This is a genomic window from Streptomyces zhaozhouensis, assembly GCF_900230195.1.
In the GTDB taxonomy this organism is placed as follows: domain Bacteria; phylum Actinomycetota; class Actinomycetes; order Streptomycetales; family Streptomycetaceae; genus Streptomyces; species Streptomyces zhaozhouensis.
In genome coordinates this window covers 25,943-45,714 of the sequence record NZ_OCNE01000030.1, presented here as the reverse complement: position 1 = coordinate 45,714, position 19,772 = coordinate 25,943, and the positions used below count along the sequence as shown (strand labels likewise).

The following is a 19,772-nucleotide window of genomic DNA, read 5'->3' as shown; positions in this document are numbered from 1 at the left end:
CGAACGGCTCGCGACGATGGCCATGCACCCGCCGGGACCAAGAGGTCACAACCCTACCCGTGAGGGCTGCAGAAAGGATGGTCCTCTAATGAGCGGCGACACCGCGCGCGCGTCCGGCAGACGCGGACGGATCAGGGCGACCCCGGGGTGCGACGGGGTGGACGGCGTCGAGGTCGGCGACGACGGGCTGACGCTCACCGTGACGTTCCTCGGCAAGGCCCCGCACGGCCTGGGGCCCGAGCACGTCCGGATCGACGGCGGGCGGCGGATCACCGGCGTCGAGGCGCTGGGCGTCGAGGTCGAACGCGAGGAGGACCCGGAGCTGGACGACCGGCTGCACGTGCGCCTGAACAAGGCGGGCGACACCTCGGTCTACCGGGTCTCGCTGGTCGCCCCCGACCCGTTCGGCCGCCCGGGGACCGACCCGTTACCCGGGCTCGACCAGCGTTACCACGGTGCGGACTTCACCTTCGCGCCGCAGCGCCCCCGCCCCCTCGACCCGGAGACGCACCGGGAGGAGCCGCCCGCGAGGGCCGAGCTCGCCCCGCCCCCGGCGTCCGACCACGTCGCCAGGGACTACGCGTCCTTCCGCCGACTGCTGCTGGACCGCGTGGCGTTGACGGCGCCGGACTGGGTCGAGCGCAACCCCGCCGACCTCGGGGTGACACTGGTCGAGCTGCTGGCCTACACGGCTGACCAGTTGAGTTACCAGCAGGACGCGGTGGCCACCGAGGCGTATCTGGACACCGCGCGCAGCAGGGTCTCGCTGCGCCGCCACGCGAGGCTGGTCGACTACCCGGTGCACGACGGCTGCTCGGCCCGCGCCCTCGTGGTGCTGCGGGTGCGGGAGGAGGCGACGCTGGGGCCGGGGGAGTACCGGTTCGCCGCCGTCGAGACGCGGGCCCCCGAGCTCGACCAACGCCCCGCTCCGCGCACGGTGTTGACCCTCGACGAGCTGGCCGAGCTGGAGGAGCACGGCGCGGTCGAGGTCTTCGAACCGCTGGACCCCCGGCCGGTGACACTGCGCCCGGAACACAACGCCATCTCCCTGTGGACCTGGGACGGCGAGGTGGAGGTCCTGCCGAGGGGCAGCACCTCCGCCACCCTGAGGGACGCCTGGACGCGGGACGGGCACGGCTCGCCGGACGGGGAGGAGCCGCCGCGGGAACGGGAAGGAGGGGGCGGGAGACGGCGTCGGCTGGCGCTGCGCCCCGGCGACCTGCTGCTTTTCGAGGAGGTGCGCGGCCCGCACTCGGGCACCCCGGGCGACGCCGACCCCTCCCACCGGCAGGTGGTCAGGCTGACCTCCGTCACCCCGGCAGTTGACCAGTTGCTTGACCAGCCGGTGGTCGAGGTCCGGTGGTCCGCCGAGGACGCGTTGACCTTCCCGTTGCACGTGGCCGGGCGCGGCGGCCCGGACCGCGGGCCGCTGGAGGACGTGGCCCTGGCACGCGGCAACGTCCTGGCCGTCGACCACGGCCGCACCCACCCGGAGCCCGGATTCGACGGCCCCGCACCGGAGGTGGTGACCGTTCCCCCGGACCCCACCGTGCCGCACGACCGCGCGGCGGAGGCGGACCACCCCGCGACCGGGCCCGGCAACCCGCCGGCCCGGCTGATCAACGCGCTGCGCCGGCAGACCGGACACGGGAGGCCGCTGGACGCCGCGCAGGTCGGCGAGCTGTTCCGCCTGGTGGGCGCGGAGGCGACCCGGCGCGCCGGCCTGGACGTGGAGTCGGCCGGGCGGCGGAGCGGCGGCGCCCGGGTCGTCCCGAGCACGGCGCCCGCCCAGGCGGAGGCGTTGGAGACGCTGCTGGCCCAGACCACCTACCCGGGCATCCCCGCCGCCTTCCGGCCGCGCCCGCGCCGTCAGCCCGTCGCCCAGACCGTGCCCTTCCCCGACCCGCGCCACATCGCGGCCGGGCAGGCCGCGGCGCTGGCCGGGGTGCCCGAGCGGGTCAGGACGCGGCTGGTCGAGCTGTGGCGCTCCGCCCGCGACCGGGAAGGGCTGGACGAGGCGGAGATCGCCGAACTGACCACCCTCTTCGGGGCGCCTGCCGTGGAACGCCTCCAGCCGCACCGCCAACCGGCGCGCGCACTCGCCGAGTTGCTGCACCGCAGGGAGCGGTTGCTGGGCGGCAAGCTCAAGCGGCTGGCCGTGCTCACCGCGCGGGCCCGCGCCGGGCGGGTCCTCGACGAGCGCGTCGTGTGGGAGCTGACCCGCGCCTGGGGGCCGCCCTACGCCGCCGGGCTGCTCCCCGAGGACCCCGCGCTGCACGGCCCCGCCGCCGCGCTGCCGCCGGCCCCGGCGGCGGCGCTGCCGGCGATCCGGCTGTGGGAGCTCGCCGACGACGGCGGCAGGGGCCAGCTGTGGGAGCCGCGCCGCGACCTGCTGGACAGCGGGCCGTGGGGCGCGCCGAGGCCCGAGGGGTCGGGGCCCTCGCGCGACCACCACTTCGTCGGCGAGCTGGAGAACGACGGCCGTCTCGCGCTGCGCTTCGGCGACGGCGCCTACGGCGCGAGACCCAGGCCGGGAAGCCGACTTGAGCTGCGTTACCGGGTCGGCGGCGGCACGGCGGGCAACGTGGGCGCCGGGGCCATCCGCCATCTGGTGCTCGACGCCCGTCCGGAGGAGGGGCCGCACGCCGGGAGCCCGGAGGGACGCCGCCCGTTCCCCGTCGTCGAGGTGCGCAACCCGCTGCCCGCCGTCGGCGGCGCCGAGCCCGAGTCGCTGGCCGACATCCGTCGGCGGGCCCCGCTCGCCCCGCGCCGCGAACCGCTGCGCGCGGTGACCGCCGCCGACTACGCGAGGCTCGCCTCGGGGGTGCCCGGGGTGGCCAGGGCCGCCGCCGAGCTGCGCTTCACCGGCGCCGGCCACGAGGCGCACGTCGCCGTCGACGCCCGGGGCCTCGGCCCCGCGGAACAGCCCGCCGAGCTGCTGGCGGCCGTGGCCGCCGCCCTCGAACCGGTCCGCCGCATCGGCCACCACGTGGTGGTGGGGCCGGCGCGTCCGGTGCCGTTGGAGGTGGCCCTCGCGGTCTGCGCCGCGCCCGGCCACCAGCACGGCCAGATCGTCGACGAGCTCTACCGGGTGCTCGGCGCCGGCACGCTGCCCGGCGGGCGGCTCGGCTTCTTCCACCCGGACGCGCTGACCTTCGGCGAACCCGTCCGGCTCAGCCGCCTGGTCGCCGCTGCCGCCGCCGTCCGGGGCGTGCGCGCGGCGCGGGTGACGCGGCTGCACCGGCAGTTCCACCCGCCACGGGGGGAACGGGAGGACGGCGTGCTGCGGCTCGGACCGCTGGAGGTCGCCCAGTGCGACAACGACCCCGATCTGCCCGAGAACGGCCGGCTCACGATCGAGCTGACGCCAGGAGGTGACCGGCGATGACCGGACGACCCCGCGAGCGAGGCGACCGGGGGTACGACCCCGGCCGTACCGGCGCGCACGACGAGCGACGCGCCCCCGCGCCGATCCACAACCCCCCGGGCCGCTCCGTCCTCGACCTCCGGGTCGGGGACCACGGCACGCTGCTGGCCGCCATGCTGGACCGGCTGGCCTCACCCGCGTACCCCGCCCTGCGCGAGCTGACCGTGCGCACCCCGGACGACCCGGCCCTCGCCCTGCTGGACGCCTGGGCCGTGCTGGGCGACACGTTGACGTTCCACGGCGAACGCGCCGCCCAGGAGTCCTATCTGCGCACCGCGGTCGAGCACCGCTCGATCGCCCTGCTGGGGCGGCTGGTCGGCTACCGGCCGCGGCCCGGCGTCGCGGCCACCACCCATCTCGCGTACACCGTCGAGGCCGACTCCAGGACCGGGCCGGCGGGCACCGAGGTCCTGATCCCGCGCGGCGCGCGCAGTCACAGCGTCCCCACCGGCTCGCGGGGGGAGGACGAGCGGGCGCAGACCTTCGAGACCGACCGCGACCTGGTCGCCAGGGCGGAGTGGAACGCGCTGGCGGTGCGCCGTCGCCGGCCGGCCCTGCTGACCGAGGAGCTTCTGCGCGGGCGTTCCGAGATATTCGTCGAGGGCACGGGCCACTCCCTCGCGGTCGGCGAGCGGCTGCTCTTCGTCTTCGGGCGGGGCGCCCCCTCGCTGCTGTCCGTCGCGGGCGTCAGGGTGGACCGGGCCGAGGGCGTGACGGCGATCCGGCTGCCGGAGGCGCCGCCGCCCACGCCCGCCGAGCTGGTCGCCGAGGTGCGGCGCTGGATCACCGCCCCGCCCGGCGGACCGGGGCAGGAGCCGGGCCCCGACCATCCCCTTCCGCCCCCGCTCAGCGGCCTGGTCGAGGACTTCGACGCGCGGGTACTCGCGCCGCTCCGCGCCGATCTCGACCAACTCACCGGCTACCAGGCCCTGGTGACCCGGCTCGCCGACCCGCTCGAACGCGCCGCCGAGGCGGTGGCGCTGGCCGAGCCCCACCCTGAGGTGGCGGCCTGGTTCACCAGGCTGGCCGCCGCCCTCGCCCAGCTCGCGCGCCGCGCCGCCGCCCTGGGCCCCGCGGCGCCCGGGGCGCCGGCCGGCGCCCCGGCGAACGCGCTGGCCGCCCTCGGCGCCCTGCTGCCCGCGCTGCGCGGGCCGGCCGCCGGGCGCCGACTCGTGCCCGCCACCGGGCGGCCGGACCCCGGGCTCGCCGCCCGGCTGCTGGCGCCCCGGGGCGCGGGCGGCGACCGGGCGGCGCTGCACGCCGCGTGGCGGCACGCCGCGCTGGCCGTGCCCGTCGAACCGGACACCCTGCGCGAGATCGCGGTCATGCGGGTGCGGGCCGCGCCGTTCGGCGCCACCGCGCCCCAACTGCCGGTCCAGGACGGCGCCGGACGCACCGTGCGGCAGTCCGACTGGCCGCTGACCGGCGGCACCCTGACCACCGTGCGCGTCGTCCACGACACCGCGGGCGGCACCGCCGTCAGGGCCGAGTTCACCCACGCCGACGCGGGCGGTGCCCGGCAGCACTCGGTGAACCTGCCGGCCGACTCCACCACGTTCGAACTCGGCCCGGGAAGCGTTCAGTTGACGCAGCGCGGAACGGAGGGGTACCCGGACACCGTCGCCGAGCTGCGCCCCGGGCTCCCGGCGCGCACCGTCACCGTGACCGCGCCGGGCGCCGGCGGGGAGCTGGCCGTCACCGTGGACGGCGCCGAGGCCGGCCCGCTGACCTGGACCCTCGCCCCCGGGGACGAGCGGCAAGGCCCCCATGGCGACTATCAGGTGACGGCACGTCATGTCGCACGCACCGAACCGGCCGCGGTCGAGATCGGCATCGCCACCCCCGCCGACCCGGAGACCAGGAACGTGCTGCGGCTCGACGCCGTGCACGACACCGTGGCGGTGGGCAGCCGGATCGTGGTCGAACGCCCCGGCAAGGGCGCGGAGGACGGCATCCCGGGCGACGCCGGGCTGGCCCGGGTCAGCACCCGGGTCACCGGCACCAGGACCGCCGCCTACGCCGAGTTCGGCATCACCGGGCGCGGTACCGAACTGACCCTGGCCGACCCGTGGTTGGACGCACACGACACGCTGCTGTCGCACATCAGGGGGGCCGTCGTGCACGCCGGCGCCGAGTCCCTGCCCCCGGGCGGCGAGCCGCTGGGCGCCGACGTGGCCGGAGACACCATCGAACTCGCCGAGCTCTACGAGGGGTTGAGCCCAGGCCGGGTGCTGGCCGTCAGCGGGGAACGCACCGACGTCCCGGGCGCCGAGGGCGTCACCGCCACCGAACTCGCGGTCGTCGGCGCGGTGGAGCACACCGTCGACCCCCGGCTGCCCGGCGACCGGGTGCACACCGTGCTGACGCTGACCGCCGAGCTCGCGCACACCTACCGCCGCGACACCGTGCGCGTCCAGGGCAACGTGGTGCCCGCCTCGCACGGCGAGAGCCGCGACGAGGCCGTCGGCAGCGGCGACAGCGCCGTGCCCCACCAGACGTTCGCGCTCTGGCGGTCCCCGCTGACCTGGCTGCCGGACGACAGCCCGCTGGGCGCGAGCCCCACGCTGGAGATCCGCGTCGACGGCCTGCTGTGGCGCCGGGTGGACAGCCTCGCGGGGCGGGGCCCGACGGCACGCGTCTACGTGCTCGGCACGGACGCCGAGGGCCGCACCACGGTCACCTTCGGCGACGGCAGGCACGGCGCGCGGCTGCCCACCGGCGAGGGGAACGTGCGGGCCGCCTACCGCTTCGGCGTCGGCGAGGCCGGCAACGTGCCCGCCGACGCCGTCACCCAGGCCCTCACCCGCCCCCTCGGCGTCACCGGCGTCACCAACCCGGTGCCCGCCACCGGGGGCGCGGACCAGGACGGCGACGAACTGGCCGCCCCGGGAGCCGAGTTGCCCAGCGCCGGCGGACTGCCCGCCGGCCGGCACCGGGTGCCGCTCGCCGTCTCCACGCTGGACCGGCTGGTCTCCACCCGCGACTACGAGGACTTCGCCCGCTCCCGGGCCGGCATCGACCGTGCCGTCGCCACCGAGCTCTTCGACGGCCGCCGCACCGCACTCCACCTCACGGTCGCCGGCGCGGGCGACGGCGAACTCGCCGAGGACTCCGAGGTGTTGCGCGCGCTGCGCGTCTCGCTCGCCGAACACGGCGACGCCCACGCGCCGGTCCTGGTCGACCCGCGCGAGCGGGTACCGCTGCTTCTCGCGGCCCGTGTCAGGGTCGCCCCCGACCACGCCTGGCGGCTGGTCGAGCCCCGGCTCCGCGCCGCGCTCTACCATGAACTGGGCTTCGCGGGGCGCGAGTTGGGCCAACCGGTCGTGCTCTCCGACGTGTTGGCCATCGCCCACTCCGTGCCCGGAGTCGACTGGGTCGACGTGGAGCGGCTCGCCGGTCTCCCGCCGTCGACGACGCCGGCGGAGCTGCTCGACCTGCTGGGCAGGCGCGACGAACCTCCCGCCGCCGTGCCCGCCCGCCTCGCCGAGTACCGCGAGGAGACCTACCGGGTCACCGACGAGGCCGGGGAGACACTGACCTCCGTCGCCGCCCGCCACCGGCTCACCCTGGCCCGACTGCTGCGGCTCAACCCGGACATCACCGACACGTCCCGGCTGCCGGCCGGCCGTGTCGTCCATGTCTTCCGCGGCATCCGGCCGGCCCAACTCGTGCTGCTCGCACCCGAACTGCCCGACTCGCTGATTCTCACGGAGGTGCCCAGGTGACCAGGGAGCCGGACGCGCTCGCCGAACTGCTGCCCCGCTGGCACCGGTTGCGGGACGCCGAGCACGGTGAGCCGCTGCGGGCCCTGCTCGCGGTCATCGCCGAGCAGGCCGACCTCATCCGCACCGGCGTCGAGCAGAACCACCGCGACCTCTTCGTCGAGACGGCCGCCCCCTGGGCGCTGCCCTACCTCGGCGAGCTGGTCGGCTACCGCCCGCTGCCCGGGTACGAACGGTTGCCGGCCTCCCACGAGGCCCTCTCCGACGCCTCCCGCCGCCGTCTCGCCGAGGCGCTGGCGCCGCGCCGCGACGTGGCCGCCACCCTCGGCTACCGCCGCCGCAAGGGAACGCTGCCCCTCCTGGAGGAGCTGGCCGACTCGGTCGCCGGCTGGCCCGCCCGCGCCGTCGAACTGTCCCGACTGGTCGCCCACCACCAGCCGGTCCGCCTGCACACCCCCGCCACCAGCGCGGAACGCGCCGCGCGCGGCCGGCTGCCCGACCTGCGCGACGGCGCCGCGCTCGGCCTGGCCGGCACCCCGTTCGACGAGCTGCCCAGGACCGTCGACGTGCGCCGGGCCGCCTCCCGCCACCGGGCCGGCGGCCACGCCCCGACCGGCGTCGGCCTGCACGTGTGGCGGCTGCGCCCGCACTCCGTGACCAGGGCGCCCGCCTACTGCGTGGACCGCGCCCGCAACCTCTACACCTTCTCCGTGCTCGGCAACGACACCCCGCTGGTGACCCGGCCCGAGCCCGAGGTGTCCGCCGCGCACCTCGCCACCCTCGACCACGTCCCCGCGTTCGTCCGCCGCCGCCAACTGGCCGACCGGCCGCTGGACTACTACGGACCCGGCAAGAGCCTCACCATCTGGCGCGACGGGCGGCCGGAGCCCGTCGAGGCGGACGAGCTCGTCGTCGCCGACCTCTCCGACTGGCGCTACCGCGCCCGACGCGGACAGGTCGTCGTGGACCCGGAGTTGGGGCGGATCGCGTTCGGCGCCCGCACCGCGCCCCGGCACGGCGTGTGGGTCAGCTACCACCACGCCCTCGCCGACGACCTCGGTGGCGGCGAGTACCCGCGCGTCCGCCACGACACGCCGGACGCCACCCGCTACCCCGTCGGTCCCGGCCAGCCGCACCAGCGGGTCATGGACGCCTTCGCCCGCTGGCGCGAGGACCGCGGCGCGGGCCGCTGCGGGCCCGAGGCGATCATCGAGATCACCGACAGCGGCGCCTACCAGGAGCAGTTCGACCTGGACCTGGAACCCGGCGACCGGCTCCACCTGCGCGCCGCCGAGGGCACCCGTCCGGTGCTGCGCCTCCTTGACTGGTACAGCAACCGGCCCGACGCGCTCAACATCCACGCAGACGACGGCTGCCCGCCGGGGGAGGCCCCGCACGTCACCCTGGACGGCCTGCTGGTCACCGGTAGGGGCATCCATGTCAGCGGCCCGCTCGGCTCGCTGACGGTACGTCACTGCACGCTGGTACCCGGCTGGTCACTCGAAGCGGGGTGCGCGCCGCACCACCCTGAGGAGCCCAGCCTGGTGCTCGAACGCACCACCGCCCGCGTGGACATCGCGCGCAGCGTGCTCGGCGCCATCCAGGTCATCGGCGACGAGGTCGGCACCGACCCGCCGCCGCTGCGGATCAGCGACAGCGTCCTGGACGCCACCGCCCACCACCTGCCGGCGCTGGCCGCACCCGACTGCCGCCACGCCCACGCGGTGCTGCACCTGCGCCGCACCACCGTGATCGGCGAGATCCACGCCCACGCCGTGCGCGTCGCGGAGAACAGCCTGCTCACCGGCCGACTCCACGTCGCCCGCCGGCAGGTCGGCCATCTGCGGTTCTGCTACGTGCCGCCTGGCTCGCGCACCCCGCGCCGGTTCCGCTGCCTGCCGGAGAGCGCCGACCGGCCGGTGCGGCCGTGGTTCGCCAGCGAACGCTACGGCACGCCGTACTACGCGCGGTTGGCGGACGGCGGTCCTGAGGAAATCCGGCGGGGCGCGGACGACGGCGCCGAACTCGGCGTGTTCCACGACCTCTTCGAGCCGCAACGCGAGGACAACCTGTGGTCCCGACTGGCCGACCACACCCCCGCCGGCACCGATGCCGGCATCCTCTTCGCCACCTGAGCCCGTTCCGCACCCGCGCCCAGCACCCGGCAGCAGGTACCCGGCACCCACCGCACAGTCCCGAGCGCAGTCCGCAGCCCGCCCCAGGGGGGAACGCATCTCCATGCACGCAGATCTGTCCCGCATCACCTTCCAGCCGGAGCGGCACTACTCGGCGGTCGTCGCCCAGCAGGGCCGTGTCCAACTCGACGCCGACGTCAACGAGCAGGCCGCGATCCAACTCCACCAGGCGCGCACCGCCACCGTCGATCTCGTCGGGCGCCACGCCGGCCCCGAGGGGGCGGTCGGCTTCGAGATCCATCTGGTCGGCTCCAGCGGCGAGTTGGACACCCTGACCATCGGCGGGGGCCGCTACTACGTCGACGGCATCCAGGTCGACGCCGACCGCCCCCGGGCCGGCATCCCGGTGCCGGACGACGGCGCGGAGGGGAGCGCCGAGGGCGGCGCGCAGGCGCGGGAGGAGCCCGCCGAATGGACCTACTGGGACCAGCCGGGCGCCCACCTCGACCGGGAGAACCCGGCCGACCGGCTGCCCACCGGCTACCCCTACCTGGTCTACCTCAGGGTCTTCGAACGTCTGGTCACCGCGGCCGAGGACCCCCGGCTGCGCGAGGTGGCGCTGGGCGCCGCCACCCCCGACACGACCGCGCGGGTCAAGGTCGTCTGGCAGGTACTGCCGCTGCCTGCGGGGGAGTTGGGGCTGGACGCCGAGGCGGGCCCCGACGAGGCGAGGGCCGCCTTCCGACGCTGGGCCGACGAGGAGGCGGCGCACCGTTCCGCGCTGGCCGCGCGCGCCGAACGGCCCGCCCGCGCCGACGAGGACCCGTGCCTGGTCGGGCCGGACGCCAGGTTCCGGGGCCTGGAGAACCAGCTCTACCGCGTCGAGGTGCACCGGGGCGGTCCCGCGGGCGAGGCCACCTTCAAGTGGTCGAGGGAGAACGGCTCGGTCACCTTCCCGGTGGACGAGGTGGACGGCTCCTGGCTCCGGTTGGGCTCGCTCGGCGCCGACGACAAGCTGTCGCTCGACGTCGGCGACCGGGTCGAGCTGCTGGACACCGCTGCCGCCGACCGGCAGGCCGCGCTGCCGCTGGCGCGGGTCGAGGAGTTGGACCTGCCGGGCCGCCGGGTGCGGCTGTCGGCCGAGCCGCCGGCCTCGGTCGGCAGGCGGCCCGACCTCCACCCGTACCTGCGGCGCTGGGACCACTCCGGCGGCGGGCGCGGCAGAGCCCGGCTGCACGAGGGCGCCCTGCCGGTCGAGGAGGGCCGCTGGCTGCCGCTGGAGGACGGCGTCGAGGTGTACTTCGCCGCCGGGGGCGGCTACCGCACCGGAGAGCACTGGCTGGTTCCCGCCCGCACCGCCACCGGCGGCGTGGAGTGGCCGACCGACGCGGGCCACCGTCCCCTGCTGCGCGGCCCCCTCGGCGTCACCCCCCATCTCGCGCCTCTGGCCTGGGTGTGGGGCGAGGGCAGCGAGCCGGACCTGCGGGACTCCTTCGGCCCGCTGGCCACCCCGGTACCCGCGGCCTCCGCCGCCGAACTGGCGGCGGAACGCGCCGCGGCGGAGGAGACGCGCGCGGCGGCGGAGGCGGCCGGCGCGGAGTAGCGCGGGCACCCGGGCGGCGGCCCGCCCGCCACCGGGCCGCCCGGCCGACGGACGGTAGGGGACGATGGGGCCATGGCGATGTGCAAGAACTGCGGCGCGGACAAGCGCCGTTGGCCCCGGTCCTGCCCCCGGTGCCGCGCCGGGGCCGGCCGCACGGAAGCGGCCACGGACACGGCGGCCAACGCCGCCGACCTGGCCACGTCGGCGGGGCTGTTCGGCGGGATATGGCAGGCCGTCACGGCGGCGGTCCGCTGGGTGGTGCGCGCCCTCACCTGAGCGGTGCCGGGCCGGGCCGAGGCCGTCCGACGAGCCGCCCTCCGCCCGCCCGGCGGCCCCGCGCCCCCGGCGGCTCAGAACGCCGGCATGTCCCACAGCCGGATCGTGTTGTCCTCCGGGCTGTGCGTGGCGAGCCGCTCGCCCTCCTCGTCGAACGCCAGAAGGGCGATGACCGCGTCCGGGGCGTGGCCGGTCAGCGGCTCGCCCCGGGAACGGCCGTTCCTCGCGTCCCAGAACCGTACGGTGCCGTCGCCATGGCCGGTCGCCAGGGTGCGGCTGTCGGGACTGAACGCCACGGACCCGGGGCTGCTCCACTCGAAGTCCGGGCAGGAGGCGGTGATCCTGCCGATCCCCTTCGCCGACGCGACATCCACCAGCTGGACACCGCAGAAGCCTTCGATGCCCCACAGGGCGAGCGTCGTGCGATCCGGGCTGAGCACGGCCGACGCCCATCCGACCTCGTCGCACAGCTTGGCGCCCAGGGCGGACGGGAGCGTGAAGCTTGCGCCGTCGCGCGCGTCGACGACGTAGGACAGCCCGTTGGCGCACTCCACAGCGAGGACCAGTGGCTCCCCGCCGTCCAGCGTGAGCCGCGAGACCAGACTCTCCTCGTAGTCCCACCGCGCGTAGTCGTGCAGCAACGCGCCGGTGCGCAGGTCGGTGAGCGTGGCGTACCAACCGCCCTCGGCGACGGCCGTCAGGAAGTCGGCGGGCAGACGGTCTCGGGGGTCCACGTATGTGGCGTCCGGCAGCGGGCCGGTCGCCGGCCGTCCGGTGGTCGCGTCCCACCCGTGCCTCCTCTCTCCCTCCCGGGCCACCAGCAGACCGCCCTCGAAGGAGAGGGAGTCGGCGGAGAACTCCGTGATGACGGTGGCCGTCGCGTCGTCGTCGGGATGGGCCAGAAGCGTCGGGAGCAGCACCACGAGCGCCACCGAGGCCGCCCCGGCCGCCAGGCGCGCGGAGCCGGGCACGCGCCGGCGTGGACGCACGGTGAACGCGCCGGACGGGGGCGCGGCGCCGGAGGGCCGCTCCACCAGGGACTCCTGGAGCCTGATGTGCCGGAACTGGTACTGCCCTCCGGACTGCCGGAGCACCCCGCGACGGTGGGCGTCGGCCAGGAACCGCATGAGCCGCCACGGCAGTTGGCCGCGCGCCCCGGCGACGAGACGCAGCAGGGCGAAGCGGGTCCAGGCCCGCGACAGCAGGATGGGCAGGGCGGCGGCGACGCCGGGCAGCAGGGTGTACTGGACGATCAGCAGCCCCGGCGTGGTGTACACGCCGCCCTCCCAGTGGCCGAAGCGCTCGGCCTCGCGGTGCGTCTCGTAGATGACCAGGTCCGTCAGCCCCGGCTCGCCGGCCCAACCACCCACCGCCGTGCCCAGGAGCGCCGCCAGCACCCGCAGGGTCACCAGCACGGGGAACGTCCCGAGGGCGACGACCACGCCCGCGGCCAGCGCCCCGACGAGTGTCGAACGGCGGTCCGCGCGCAGCGAGTCGAGAGGATCGGCGCGGCCCGCGTGCTCGGGCGGCGCGTTCAGGCTCTCGTGGACCGCGACGCCGCAGCCGACGATGACCGTGACCGCCAGCGCGGGCACGACGAACTCCAGGACGGTCGCCCAGGCTTCGGCCGACGGGTTGGACAGCGCGACCAGCACGGCCGTCCCGCAGGTCACCGCGGCCGGCACGGCCGCGACGGCGAACCCGGTCGCGAAGCCCCGGCGTAGCCTCAGCGGCGCGCCGCGTCGGGTGAACGACAGCCGGCCAGGGGGGCGGTTGGGCGTGGCATACCAGATGAGCATGGTGAGCAGGGCGAAACACCCGCCGATCAGGGCGCAGCCGCTGACCAGGTCGACGCCCTCCGCCCCCGACAGGTTCAGAACGAGCGCCGCCACCATCGTGAGGAGTGCGCCGAACGCCAGGCCGATGGCCGGCGCCGCCCAGACGGACAGCAGCCGCCCGCTCAACTGCCACCAGGCCAGGTCGCGTTCGCGATGCCGGTGCAGGTAGAGCGCGAGGAACGACAGCCGCCGCCTGGCCCGCGCCGCCTCCTCCCCGGGCTCGTCGGGAGGAGCCCAGGGGAACCCCGCCGACGCGTAGGCGGCGTGGATGAACCGCTCGGTCAGATAGTCCTCGACGGCGTGCCGGCTGCCGAAGCGCTCCTCGTCGACCAGCTCGGCGGGCCGGCCGGGGAGCCGCTCGTACCCGGTGCGCGCCATGGAGATCATCAGCGGCGTGGACAGCGCGGCGGCCAGGGGCCCGTCCGGCACGGCCCGCAGTCGTGCGTACACCGGGGCCCAGTCGGTCTCCTCCGGCCAGGACACGTCCGCCAGGTACCGGATCGCGTCCTCCGCGGCGACGGGCGCGATCTCCACGACGGGGGCTCGCCCGAGCACCGGCGACCCGGCCTTGATCACGTCCTCGTACTCCGCTGCCCGGCAGGTCACGACGATGGGGCGCTCCTGGCCGAGCACGTGGTTCAGCGCGCGCACGGCGCTGCGCCGGGAGGACTCGGGGATCTCGTCGAGCCCGTCGAGGACCGGCAGCAGCAGCCCGTGCCGGAGCAGCGTGCGCGGGATGTCCTCGCGGCCGGCGTAGGAGGACTCGGCGAGCCGCTGCACCAGCCAGTCGTCGAGGGACTCGGTGATCGGGTCCCAGGAGGACGCCGACACCAGCACCGGCACCGGGCCGCCGGGCTCCCGGTGCGCGTCGTCCAGCAGGCCGAGGGTGAGCAGCAGCGCCAACACGCTCTTGCCCGCGCCCGGTTCGCCGAGGACGACCAGGCGCCCGCTGGCGATCTGCCGGTACCCGTCGGCGAGCCCGCCGACGGCCTCGTCGAACCGGCCGTCCAGCCGCCCGTCGAGCCGCAGCCGTACCACCCGGCCTCCGACCGGCGACCCGGCCGCGTCCTCCGGGTCCGCGCCGACGTCGCGTCGCGTGGCCGCCCACGAGAGCGGCAGCACGCGCGGATCGCGCACCCGGCGGGACTCCGCCTCCGCGAGCCACTGCGCCCTCAGGGCCCGCGCCAGGTCGTCCGCGATCTCCCGGGGATCGGGCGGCGGTGCCGGTTCCCCGCTCAGCGCCCTGGCCAGGCCGCCGAGGGCGGTCGCGAGGGCCACGAAGAGCCCGACGACACCGGCCACCGCGTCGCCCCGGCTGACGCCGATGCGCATCATGAGGACGGCGAGCCCGACGGTGGCCCCTCCCCCCACCAGGTACAGAGCCGTCCGTAATCGCCGCTGCCACCGTGGGTCCCTCAGTGCTGACACCGCGTCAGTCTTCCAGAGATCGCCGGAGACGTCAGGGGGCCGGTGAGGTTTGCCGCGGTGGCCGAGGCGCCGCCGCCGGAACGGCTATGTGCCCCCGGTCGGCAGACAGGTGTCGCTCACCTCGGCGACAAGGGCGGCACCGCCGCTGCGCTGGCGGATGTGGTCGGTCGTGCGCAGGAGACCCCGGCGACCTCGACGATCATCCGGCTGTACGCCCGCGACGCCCGCGACGCCGCTCCGCCGGGTTGCCGGCCGCGCCGAGGCACGCGGCCTGTGTCGTCAGGGCGCTTGGGGGCCGGGCGTGCCGGCGTGTTCGGTCGGGCGGGTGTCGGTCCTGGGGCGGTGGTCGGTGCCGAGGCCGGGGGTGACGGTCAGGATGGACGACGGCCCCGCCATGTCGACCGCGTGCCATGCCCCGGCCGGGTTGACGGTGGCCTCGCCCGGCCCGAGCACCACGCTGTCGGACACCCCGTCGATGTCGCGGGTGACCGTCACCGACCCGCTGAGGCAGACGACCAGTTCGTCGCCGGAGGGGTGGCGCTCCCAGTGGTCGCCGGGGCCTTCGCCGTCGAAGAGCGTCACCAGCCGGCCCTCGGCGCCGTCCGCCGCGACCGCGGCGCTGTAGGCCTGGAGCACCTCCGGGCTCCAGGCGAAGTCCTCGATGGGTTTGGCTGTCGACCCCAGCCCGAGGTGCACGGGGGTGGTCCGCAGATCGACGGCGTGGCGTGGGTGGTTGACGAGTTCCATGCCCCGATGGTCAGGGAAGGGCGAGCGGGGGGTCTTGAAGAAATGGGAACGAGAAGCCCACGCGACGGGCGGCCGGTCGGCGGACTACCCGCTCCCGAGGAGGACCTCGCCGCGACGCCAGGCCGTCGGCGATCGGCCCGTGAGCTCGCCCCAGTCCCGGACGAGATGGGCCTGGTCGGCGTAGCCGGCGACGGTCGCCACCTCGGCCCACGGGAGCGGGTCGCGCGCCGTCGCCAGCTCGTGCGCGTGCTCGAAGCGCAGAACCCGGGCGAAGGTTTTCGGCGACAGGCCCACCTCGCCGTGAAACCGCGCGGTGAGATGCCGACGGCTCCAGCCCAGTTCCGCGGCGACCGCCCCGACCCGGGCGCGGCCCCGCGCGGCGACGAGGCGGCGCCAGGTCTCGGCCACCTCGGGGCGCACCGGGGGGACGCGGTCGGCGCCGCGGCCGACGGCTCGCAGGAGCGCATCGTCCAGCGCGGCGAACCGCGCGGCCCACGTCGGCGCCGCTCGGAGCCGGTCGACCAGCTCGACGCCGAGCGCTCCGAGAAGCGCGTCGAGCGGGACCAGTTGGTGGGCGAGCGCGGCGGCGGGCACGCCGTAGACGGCCCGCGCCCCGAGCGGGGTCAGCGACACCTGCACGCCCTGTTGGCTTCCGTCGTGGTGGATCGCGACGGACCGGGACATCAGACCGCCGGCCACGCTGCCGAACCGGGTCACCGGTGAGCCGTCGTCGACGCCCGCGGCCATCTCCAGGGGGTCGGACAGGCTGATCACCGTGGTGAGCACGCGGCCCGGCGGGCCGCAGTGCACTCCCGCGGGGAACCCGCGGAGGTCGAACCCGACGTACGAGCCGACGTACCGCCGCAGGGCGGGCGCCGGACGTGCGGCGACTCTGGTGGCCGTGCGCGCTTCCACCCTCGTCAGTGTACGAACCGGCGCCCTGCCGGCCCCACGCGTGTGGGGCCGCGCGAGCGTGGTTGACGCTCGGCGTTGATGAGTGGTTGACTACTCACATGAGCAAAGGGAGCGTGCGTCACCTGTCCACCGCCGAAGAGCGTCGCCAGACGGTGCTGCGCACCGCGTTGAGCGCCTTCGCGGCGCGCGGCTACTGGGGGACCACCACGACCGAGGTGGCCAGGGCCGCCGGCATCTCGCAGGCGTATGTGTACCGGCTCTTCCCCAGCAAGGAGGCGTTGTTCGTCGCGGTCGTCGAGCACTGCTTCGTGCGGGTGCGCGCCAGTCTGGAGCGGAGTGTCGCCCAGGCCGGCGGAAGTGGTCCCGAAGCCGTGCTGTCCGTCATGGGTGACGCGTACGCCCGGCTGATCAGCGACAACGACCTGATGCTGATCCAGTTGCACGCCCAGGCCGCGGCCGTGTCGGAGCCGGCCGTGCGGGAGGCCGTCCGGCAGGGGTACGCCCGTCTCGTCGAGTACGTGCGTGGTGCCTCCGGCGGCGCCGAGGAGCAGGTGCAGGAGTTCTTCGCCCGCGGGATGCTGTGCCATCTGATCGTCTCCGCCGGGGCCGACGCGGTGGACGCGCCGTGGACGCGCACGCTGTCGAGGGGGATCCGGCACCACTGAGGGCTGCTCTCCCTCGTCCTTCCTCGGTTTCGGCGGGCGCTCCGCGCGGCCCGCCCTTCTTTCGGACCTTCGAGTGAGTGGTTAACCACACATGACTCATACGCAGCGGGCGACCGCGCATCCGGGCACCGCGCTCGCGGTCCTCGCCGGAGCGCAGTTCACCGTCATGCTCGCCACGTCGATCGTGAACGTGGCCCTGCCCCAGATCCGCGCCGGAGTCGGACTGTCCGACAGCGGGACGACCTGGGTGGTCAACGCCTACGGACTGGCGTTCGGCGTGCTGCTCCTGGCGGGCGGACGCGTCGCGGACCTGCTGGGCCGCCGCCGGGTCCTGCTGGCGGGCATGGCGGTGTTCGCGTTCTCGTCGTTCGCGGCGGGGCTCGCCGCCTCGCCCGTCGTCCTGATCGCCGCGCGGGCGGTGCAGGGGCTGGGCGCGGCCGCGATCGCGCCCTCCGCGCTGGCCCTGGTGCTGAGCCTGTTCCCGCCCGGCCCCGCCCGGGGCAGGGCCCTGGGGGTGTGGGGCGCGGTCTCGGGAGCGGGAGCCGCAGCCGGGGTCCTGCTCGGCGGCGCACTCACCCAGGCGTGGGGCTGGCCGTGGATCTTCCACGTCACCGGGGCGGGCGCGCTCCTGGTGCTGGTCGCCGGCGCCCTGCGGTTGCCGCGGGTGCCCGCGGCCGATCGTGGGCGCTTCGACCTGGCCGGCACCCTCACCGTCACGCTCTCCCTGACCGCCGTGGTGTGGGGGCTGACCACCGCCCGTGCCTGGGGCTGGACGGACGCGCGGGTGCTGGGCGCCTTCGCGCTCTCCGCCGTGTCCCTCGTGGCGTTCGCCCTCGTCGAGCGCCGCCACCGTGATCCGCTCGTTCCGCCGGGGCTGTTCGCCGGGGGACAGGTCGTGGCCGGGAACATCCTCATGGCGCTGCTCGGCTCGGTGTGGATCGCGCTGTTCTTCTTCCTCCCCCTCTACCAGCAGCAGGTGCTCGGCGCCGGCCCACTGGCCACCGGGCTGGGCCAACTCCCGCTCGCCGCCGCGAACATGATCGGGTCCACGCTGTCCCCGCGCGTGGCCCGGCGGGTCGGCGCCAGGGCCGCGGTCGCGGGTGCCCTGCTCGTCGAGGCGGGCGGGCTGCTGTGGCTGTCGCGGATCAGCCCGCACGGCGGCTACGCCGCCGACGTCCTGGGCCCCAGCGTGTTGATCGGCCTGGGCCTGGGCGCCGCGTTCGTCCAGCTCACCGCGGTGTCCGTCGGGGGCGTCCGCCCGGCGGACGCCGGGGTGGCCGGCGGTCTGGTGAACACGACCCGGCAGGTCGGCGGCGCGGTCGGTCTCGCCGTCCTGGCCACCCTCGCCGGCTCCCGCACCGCCGACCTCGCGACCCACCTGCCGCGTCTGGAGGCGCTGACCGCCGGCTACCGCCTGGCGTTCGGCATCGGTGCGGCGGTGATCGCCACCGCCGCGCTCCTGGCCCTCGTCGCCGTCCGGCGCACCTCCGCCCCCGACCCCGGTCCGCCGGCCACGGCGGTCGCGCGGTCGCCCGCCCGCGCGCCCTGACCCCGTCGCTCCGGCGTCCGCTCACACCTCCCCGGCCCCTCCCCACCGATCACACACTCCGAGACGAGGCATCCCCATGACCAGCAAGCCCTACCTGATCGGCCACTTCGAGCCCGCGGTCGACGAGATCTCCGCCACCGGACTCCCCGTCGAGGGAACCCTTCCCCCGGAACTGACCGGGCGACTGGTCCGCAACGGCCACAACCCCAAGCCCGGCGTCACGCCCGCCCACTGGTTCAAGGGCAGCGGCATGGTGCACGGGATCCGGCTGCGCGACGGGCGAGCCGAGTGGTACCGCAACCGCTGGGTGCGCACCCCCGCGCTCGACGGCGCCCCCTACATGACCGAGAACGGCCCCGACCTGACCGCCAGCACCGCCGGCACCCACATCGTCGAGCACGCCGGCCGCCTTCTCGCGCTGTGCGAGGCGAACTTCCCCTTCGCGCTCACCCCGGAGCTGGACACCGTCGGCGCCCACGACTTCGACGGCAGGCTGCGCGGCGCGATGACCGCGCACCCCAGGACCGACCCGGTCACCGGCGAGCTGCACTTCTTCGGCTCCTCGCCCTTCCCGCCGTATCTGCTCTACTACGTCGCCGACGCCCACGGCCAGGTCATCCACAGCGCCGAGGTGCCGGGCGCCACGGCCTCCCTCAAGCACGACTTCGCCCTCACCGACCACCACGTGGTGTTCATCGAGGGCACGGTCACCTTCGACGCGACCGAGCACTCCGGCGTCCCCTACGGCTGGGACGACCGCCAGCCCGCCCGCATCGGCGTCATGCCCCGGGGCAGCGACGGCGCGGCGCGCGTCCGCTGGTTCCCCGTCGAGCCCGGCAGCGCGCTGCACGTGGCCAACGCCTACGAGGACGCCAGGGGCCGCGTCGTGCTGGAGGCGCCCACCGTGGACCGCGAGGGCTTCCGGCTCTCCTGGAACTGGTGGGTCGGCGCACCCGACCGGGGTGCCGAGCCCGTCGTCCGCTCCTTCGCCCGTCGCTGGGTGATCGACCTGGCGGCGGGGACCGTCGGCGAGGAGACGGTGGACGACCTCGCGATCGAGTTCCCGACCCTCAACGACGCGTTCGCCGGCACCGAGAACCGCTACCAGTACGCCGTCTCCTTTCCCGACGAGAAGGGCTTCGGCGGCTACGGCATCGTCAAGTACGACCGGATGACCGGCGCGCGGCTCCTGCACGAGGCGGGAGACGCGCGGCTGCCCAGCGAGGCGGTCTTCGTCCCCGCCGCCGGGGCGACCGGAGAGGACGACGGCTATCTGCTCACCGTCGTCTCCGACCTGAAGCAGAACGCCTCCCAGCTGCTCGTCCTCGACGCCTCGGGACTCGACCGGATAGCCACCGTCCACCTGCCACGCCGGGTCACGGCCGGCATCCACGGCTCCTGGATCCCCGACACGGCCCTGGACGGCGCCGCCTCCGACTGAACCACGCACGCCAGGAGGGGACCGTC

Annotated in this window: 11 protein-coding genes; 8 read left to right on the top strand and 3 right to left on the bottom strand. The window is 75.8% G+C overall.

The window, feature by feature from the left end; all coding sequences use genetic code 11:
• Positions 1 to 88 precede the first annotated feature (88 nt).
• From CRP51_RS27055 to CRP51_RS27040, 5 genes are all read left to right on the top strand, one after another.
• Positions 89 to 3,388: a baseplate J/gp47 family protein gene (locus CRP51_RS27055; protein ID WP_097233994.1), complete on the top strand. Its 3,300-nt coding sequence runs from the start codon at positions 89 to 91 to the stop codon at positions 3,386 to 3,388.
• Positions 3,385 to 7,152: a putative baseplate assembly protein gene (locus tag CRP51_RS29245; protein ID WP_212616023.1), complete on the top strand. Its 3,768-nt coding sequence runs from the start codon at positions 3,385 to 3,387 to the stop codon at positions 7,150 to 7,152. The genes CRP51_RS27055 and CRP51_RS29245 overlap by 4 nt, the downstream gene beginning before the upstream one ends.
• Complete coding sequence (locus CRP51_RS29240) at positions 7,149 to 9,284, top strand: hypothetical protein (protein ID WP_212616021.1); 2,136 nt, start codon at positions 7,149 to 7,151, stop codon at positions 9,282 to 9,284. The genes CRP51_RS29245 and CRP51_RS29240 overlap by 4 nt, the downstream gene beginning before the upstream one ends.
• A gap of 103 nt (positions 9,285 to 9,387) precedes the next feature.
• Positions 9,388 to 10,887 carry a DUF6519 domain-containing protein gene (locus CRP51_RS27045; RefSeq protein ID WP_097233993.1) on the top strand — a complete coding sequence of 500 codons (1,500 nt, stop codon included), beginning with the start codon at positions 9,388 to 9,390 and terminating at the stop codon, positions 10,885 to 10,887.
• A 72-nt stretch (positions 10,888 to 10,959) separates the two neighbouring features.
• On the top strand, positions 10,960 to 11,163 hold the full coding sequence (locus tag CRP51_RS27040; protein ID WP_097233992.1) for a hypothetical protein: 204 nt from the start codon (positions 10,960 to 10,962) through the stop codon (positions 11,161 to 11,163).
• A 74-nt stretch (positions 11,164 to 11,237) separates the two neighbouring features.
• Here the strand turns inward: CRP51_RS27040 and CRP51_RS27035 are convergent, their stop codons facing one another.
• From CRP51_RS27035 to CRP51_RS27025, 3 genes are all read right to left on the bottom strand, one after another.
• The gene (locus CRP51_RS27035; RefSeq protein WP_097233991.1) at positions 11,238 to 14,372 is read right to left on the bottom strand and encodes an NACHT and WD40 repeat domain-containing protein; all 3,135 of its coding nucleotides are present in this window, start codon (positions 14,370 to 14,372) and stop codon (positions 11,238 to 11,240) included.
• Positions 14,373 to 14,708: 336 nt separating this feature from the next.
• The gene (locus tag CRP51_RS27030; protein WP_097233990.1) at positions 14,709 to 15,176 is read right to left on the bottom strand and encodes a cupin domain-containing protein; all 468 of its coding nucleotides are present in this window, start codon (positions 15,174 to 15,176) and stop codon (positions 14,709 to 14,711) included.
• 84 nt (positions 15,177 to 15,260) lie between these two features.
• On the bottom strand, positions 15,261 to 16,091 hold the full coding sequence (locus CRP51_RS27025) for an AraC family transcriptional regulator (RefSeq protein WP_097233989.1): 831 nt from the start codon (positions 16,089 to 16,091) through the stop codon (positions 15,261 to 15,263).
• 98 nt (positions 16,092 to 16,189) lie between these two features.
• On the opposite strand from CRP51_RS27025, the gene CRP51_RS27020 reads away from it, so the two are divergent.
• The 3 genes from CRP51_RS27020 to CRP51_RS27010 all read left to right on the top strand — a co-directional run bounded on the left by CRP51_RS27020 (position 16,190) and on the right by CRP51_RS27010 (position 19,746).
• Positions 16,190 to 16,756 (top strand): TetR/AcrR family transcriptional regulator, encoded by a 567-nt coding sequence (locus CRP51_RS27020; protein WP_170970700.1) that lies wholly within the window; start codon positions 16,190 to 16,192, stop codon positions 16,754 to 16,756.
• Between the two features lie 91 nt (positions 16,757 to 16,847).
• Entirely contained in the window at positions 16,848 to 18,305 is a 1,458-nt protein-coding gene (locus CRP51_RS27015) for an MFS transporter (RefSeq protein WP_097233988.1), read from the top strand.
• A gap of 76 nt (positions 18,306 to 18,381) precedes the next feature.
• Positions 18,382 to 19,746 carry a carotenoid oxygenase family protein gene (locus tag CRP51_RS27010; RefSeq protein WP_097233987.1) on the top strand — a complete coding sequence of 455 codons (1,365 nt, stop codon included), beginning with the start codon at positions 18,382 to 18,384 and terminating at the stop codon, positions 19,744 to 19,746.
• The last annotated feature ends 26 nt before the right edge of the window (positions 19,747 to 19,772 follow it).

Coding starts and splice junctions, on each gene's coding strand:
- CRP51_RS27040 (WP_097233992.1), top strand. CDS start 10,960: ATGGCGATGTGCAAGAACTGCGGCGCGGACAAGCGCCGTTGGCCCCGG.
- CRP51_RS27055 (WP_097233994.1), top strand. CDS start 89: ATGAGCGGCGACACCGCGCGCGCGTCCGGCAGACGCGGACGGATCAGG.
- CRP51_RS29245 (WP_212616023.1), top strand. CDS start 3,385: ATGACCGGACGACCCCGCGAGCGAGGCGACCGGGGGTACGACCCCGGC.
- CRP51_RS27015 (WP_097233988.1), top strand. CDS start 16,848: ATGACTCATACGCAGCGGGCGACCGCGCATCCGGGCACCGCGCTCGCG.
- CRP51_RS27030 (WP_097233990.1), bottom strand. CDS start 15,176: ATGGAACTCGTCAACCACCCACGCCACGCCGTCGATCTGCGGACCACC.
- CRP51_RS27045 (WP_097233993.1), top strand. CDS start 9,388: ATGCACGCAGATCTGTCCCGCATCACCTTCCAGCCGGAGCGGCACTAC.
- CRP51_RS27020 (WP_170970700.1), top strand. CDS start 16,190: ATGAGCAAAGGGAGCGTGCGTCACCTGTCCACCGCCGAAGAGCGTCGC.
- CRP51_RS27010 (WP_097233987.1), top strand. CDS start 18,382: ATGACCAGCAAGCCCTACCTGATCGGCCACTTCGAGCCCGCGGTCGAC.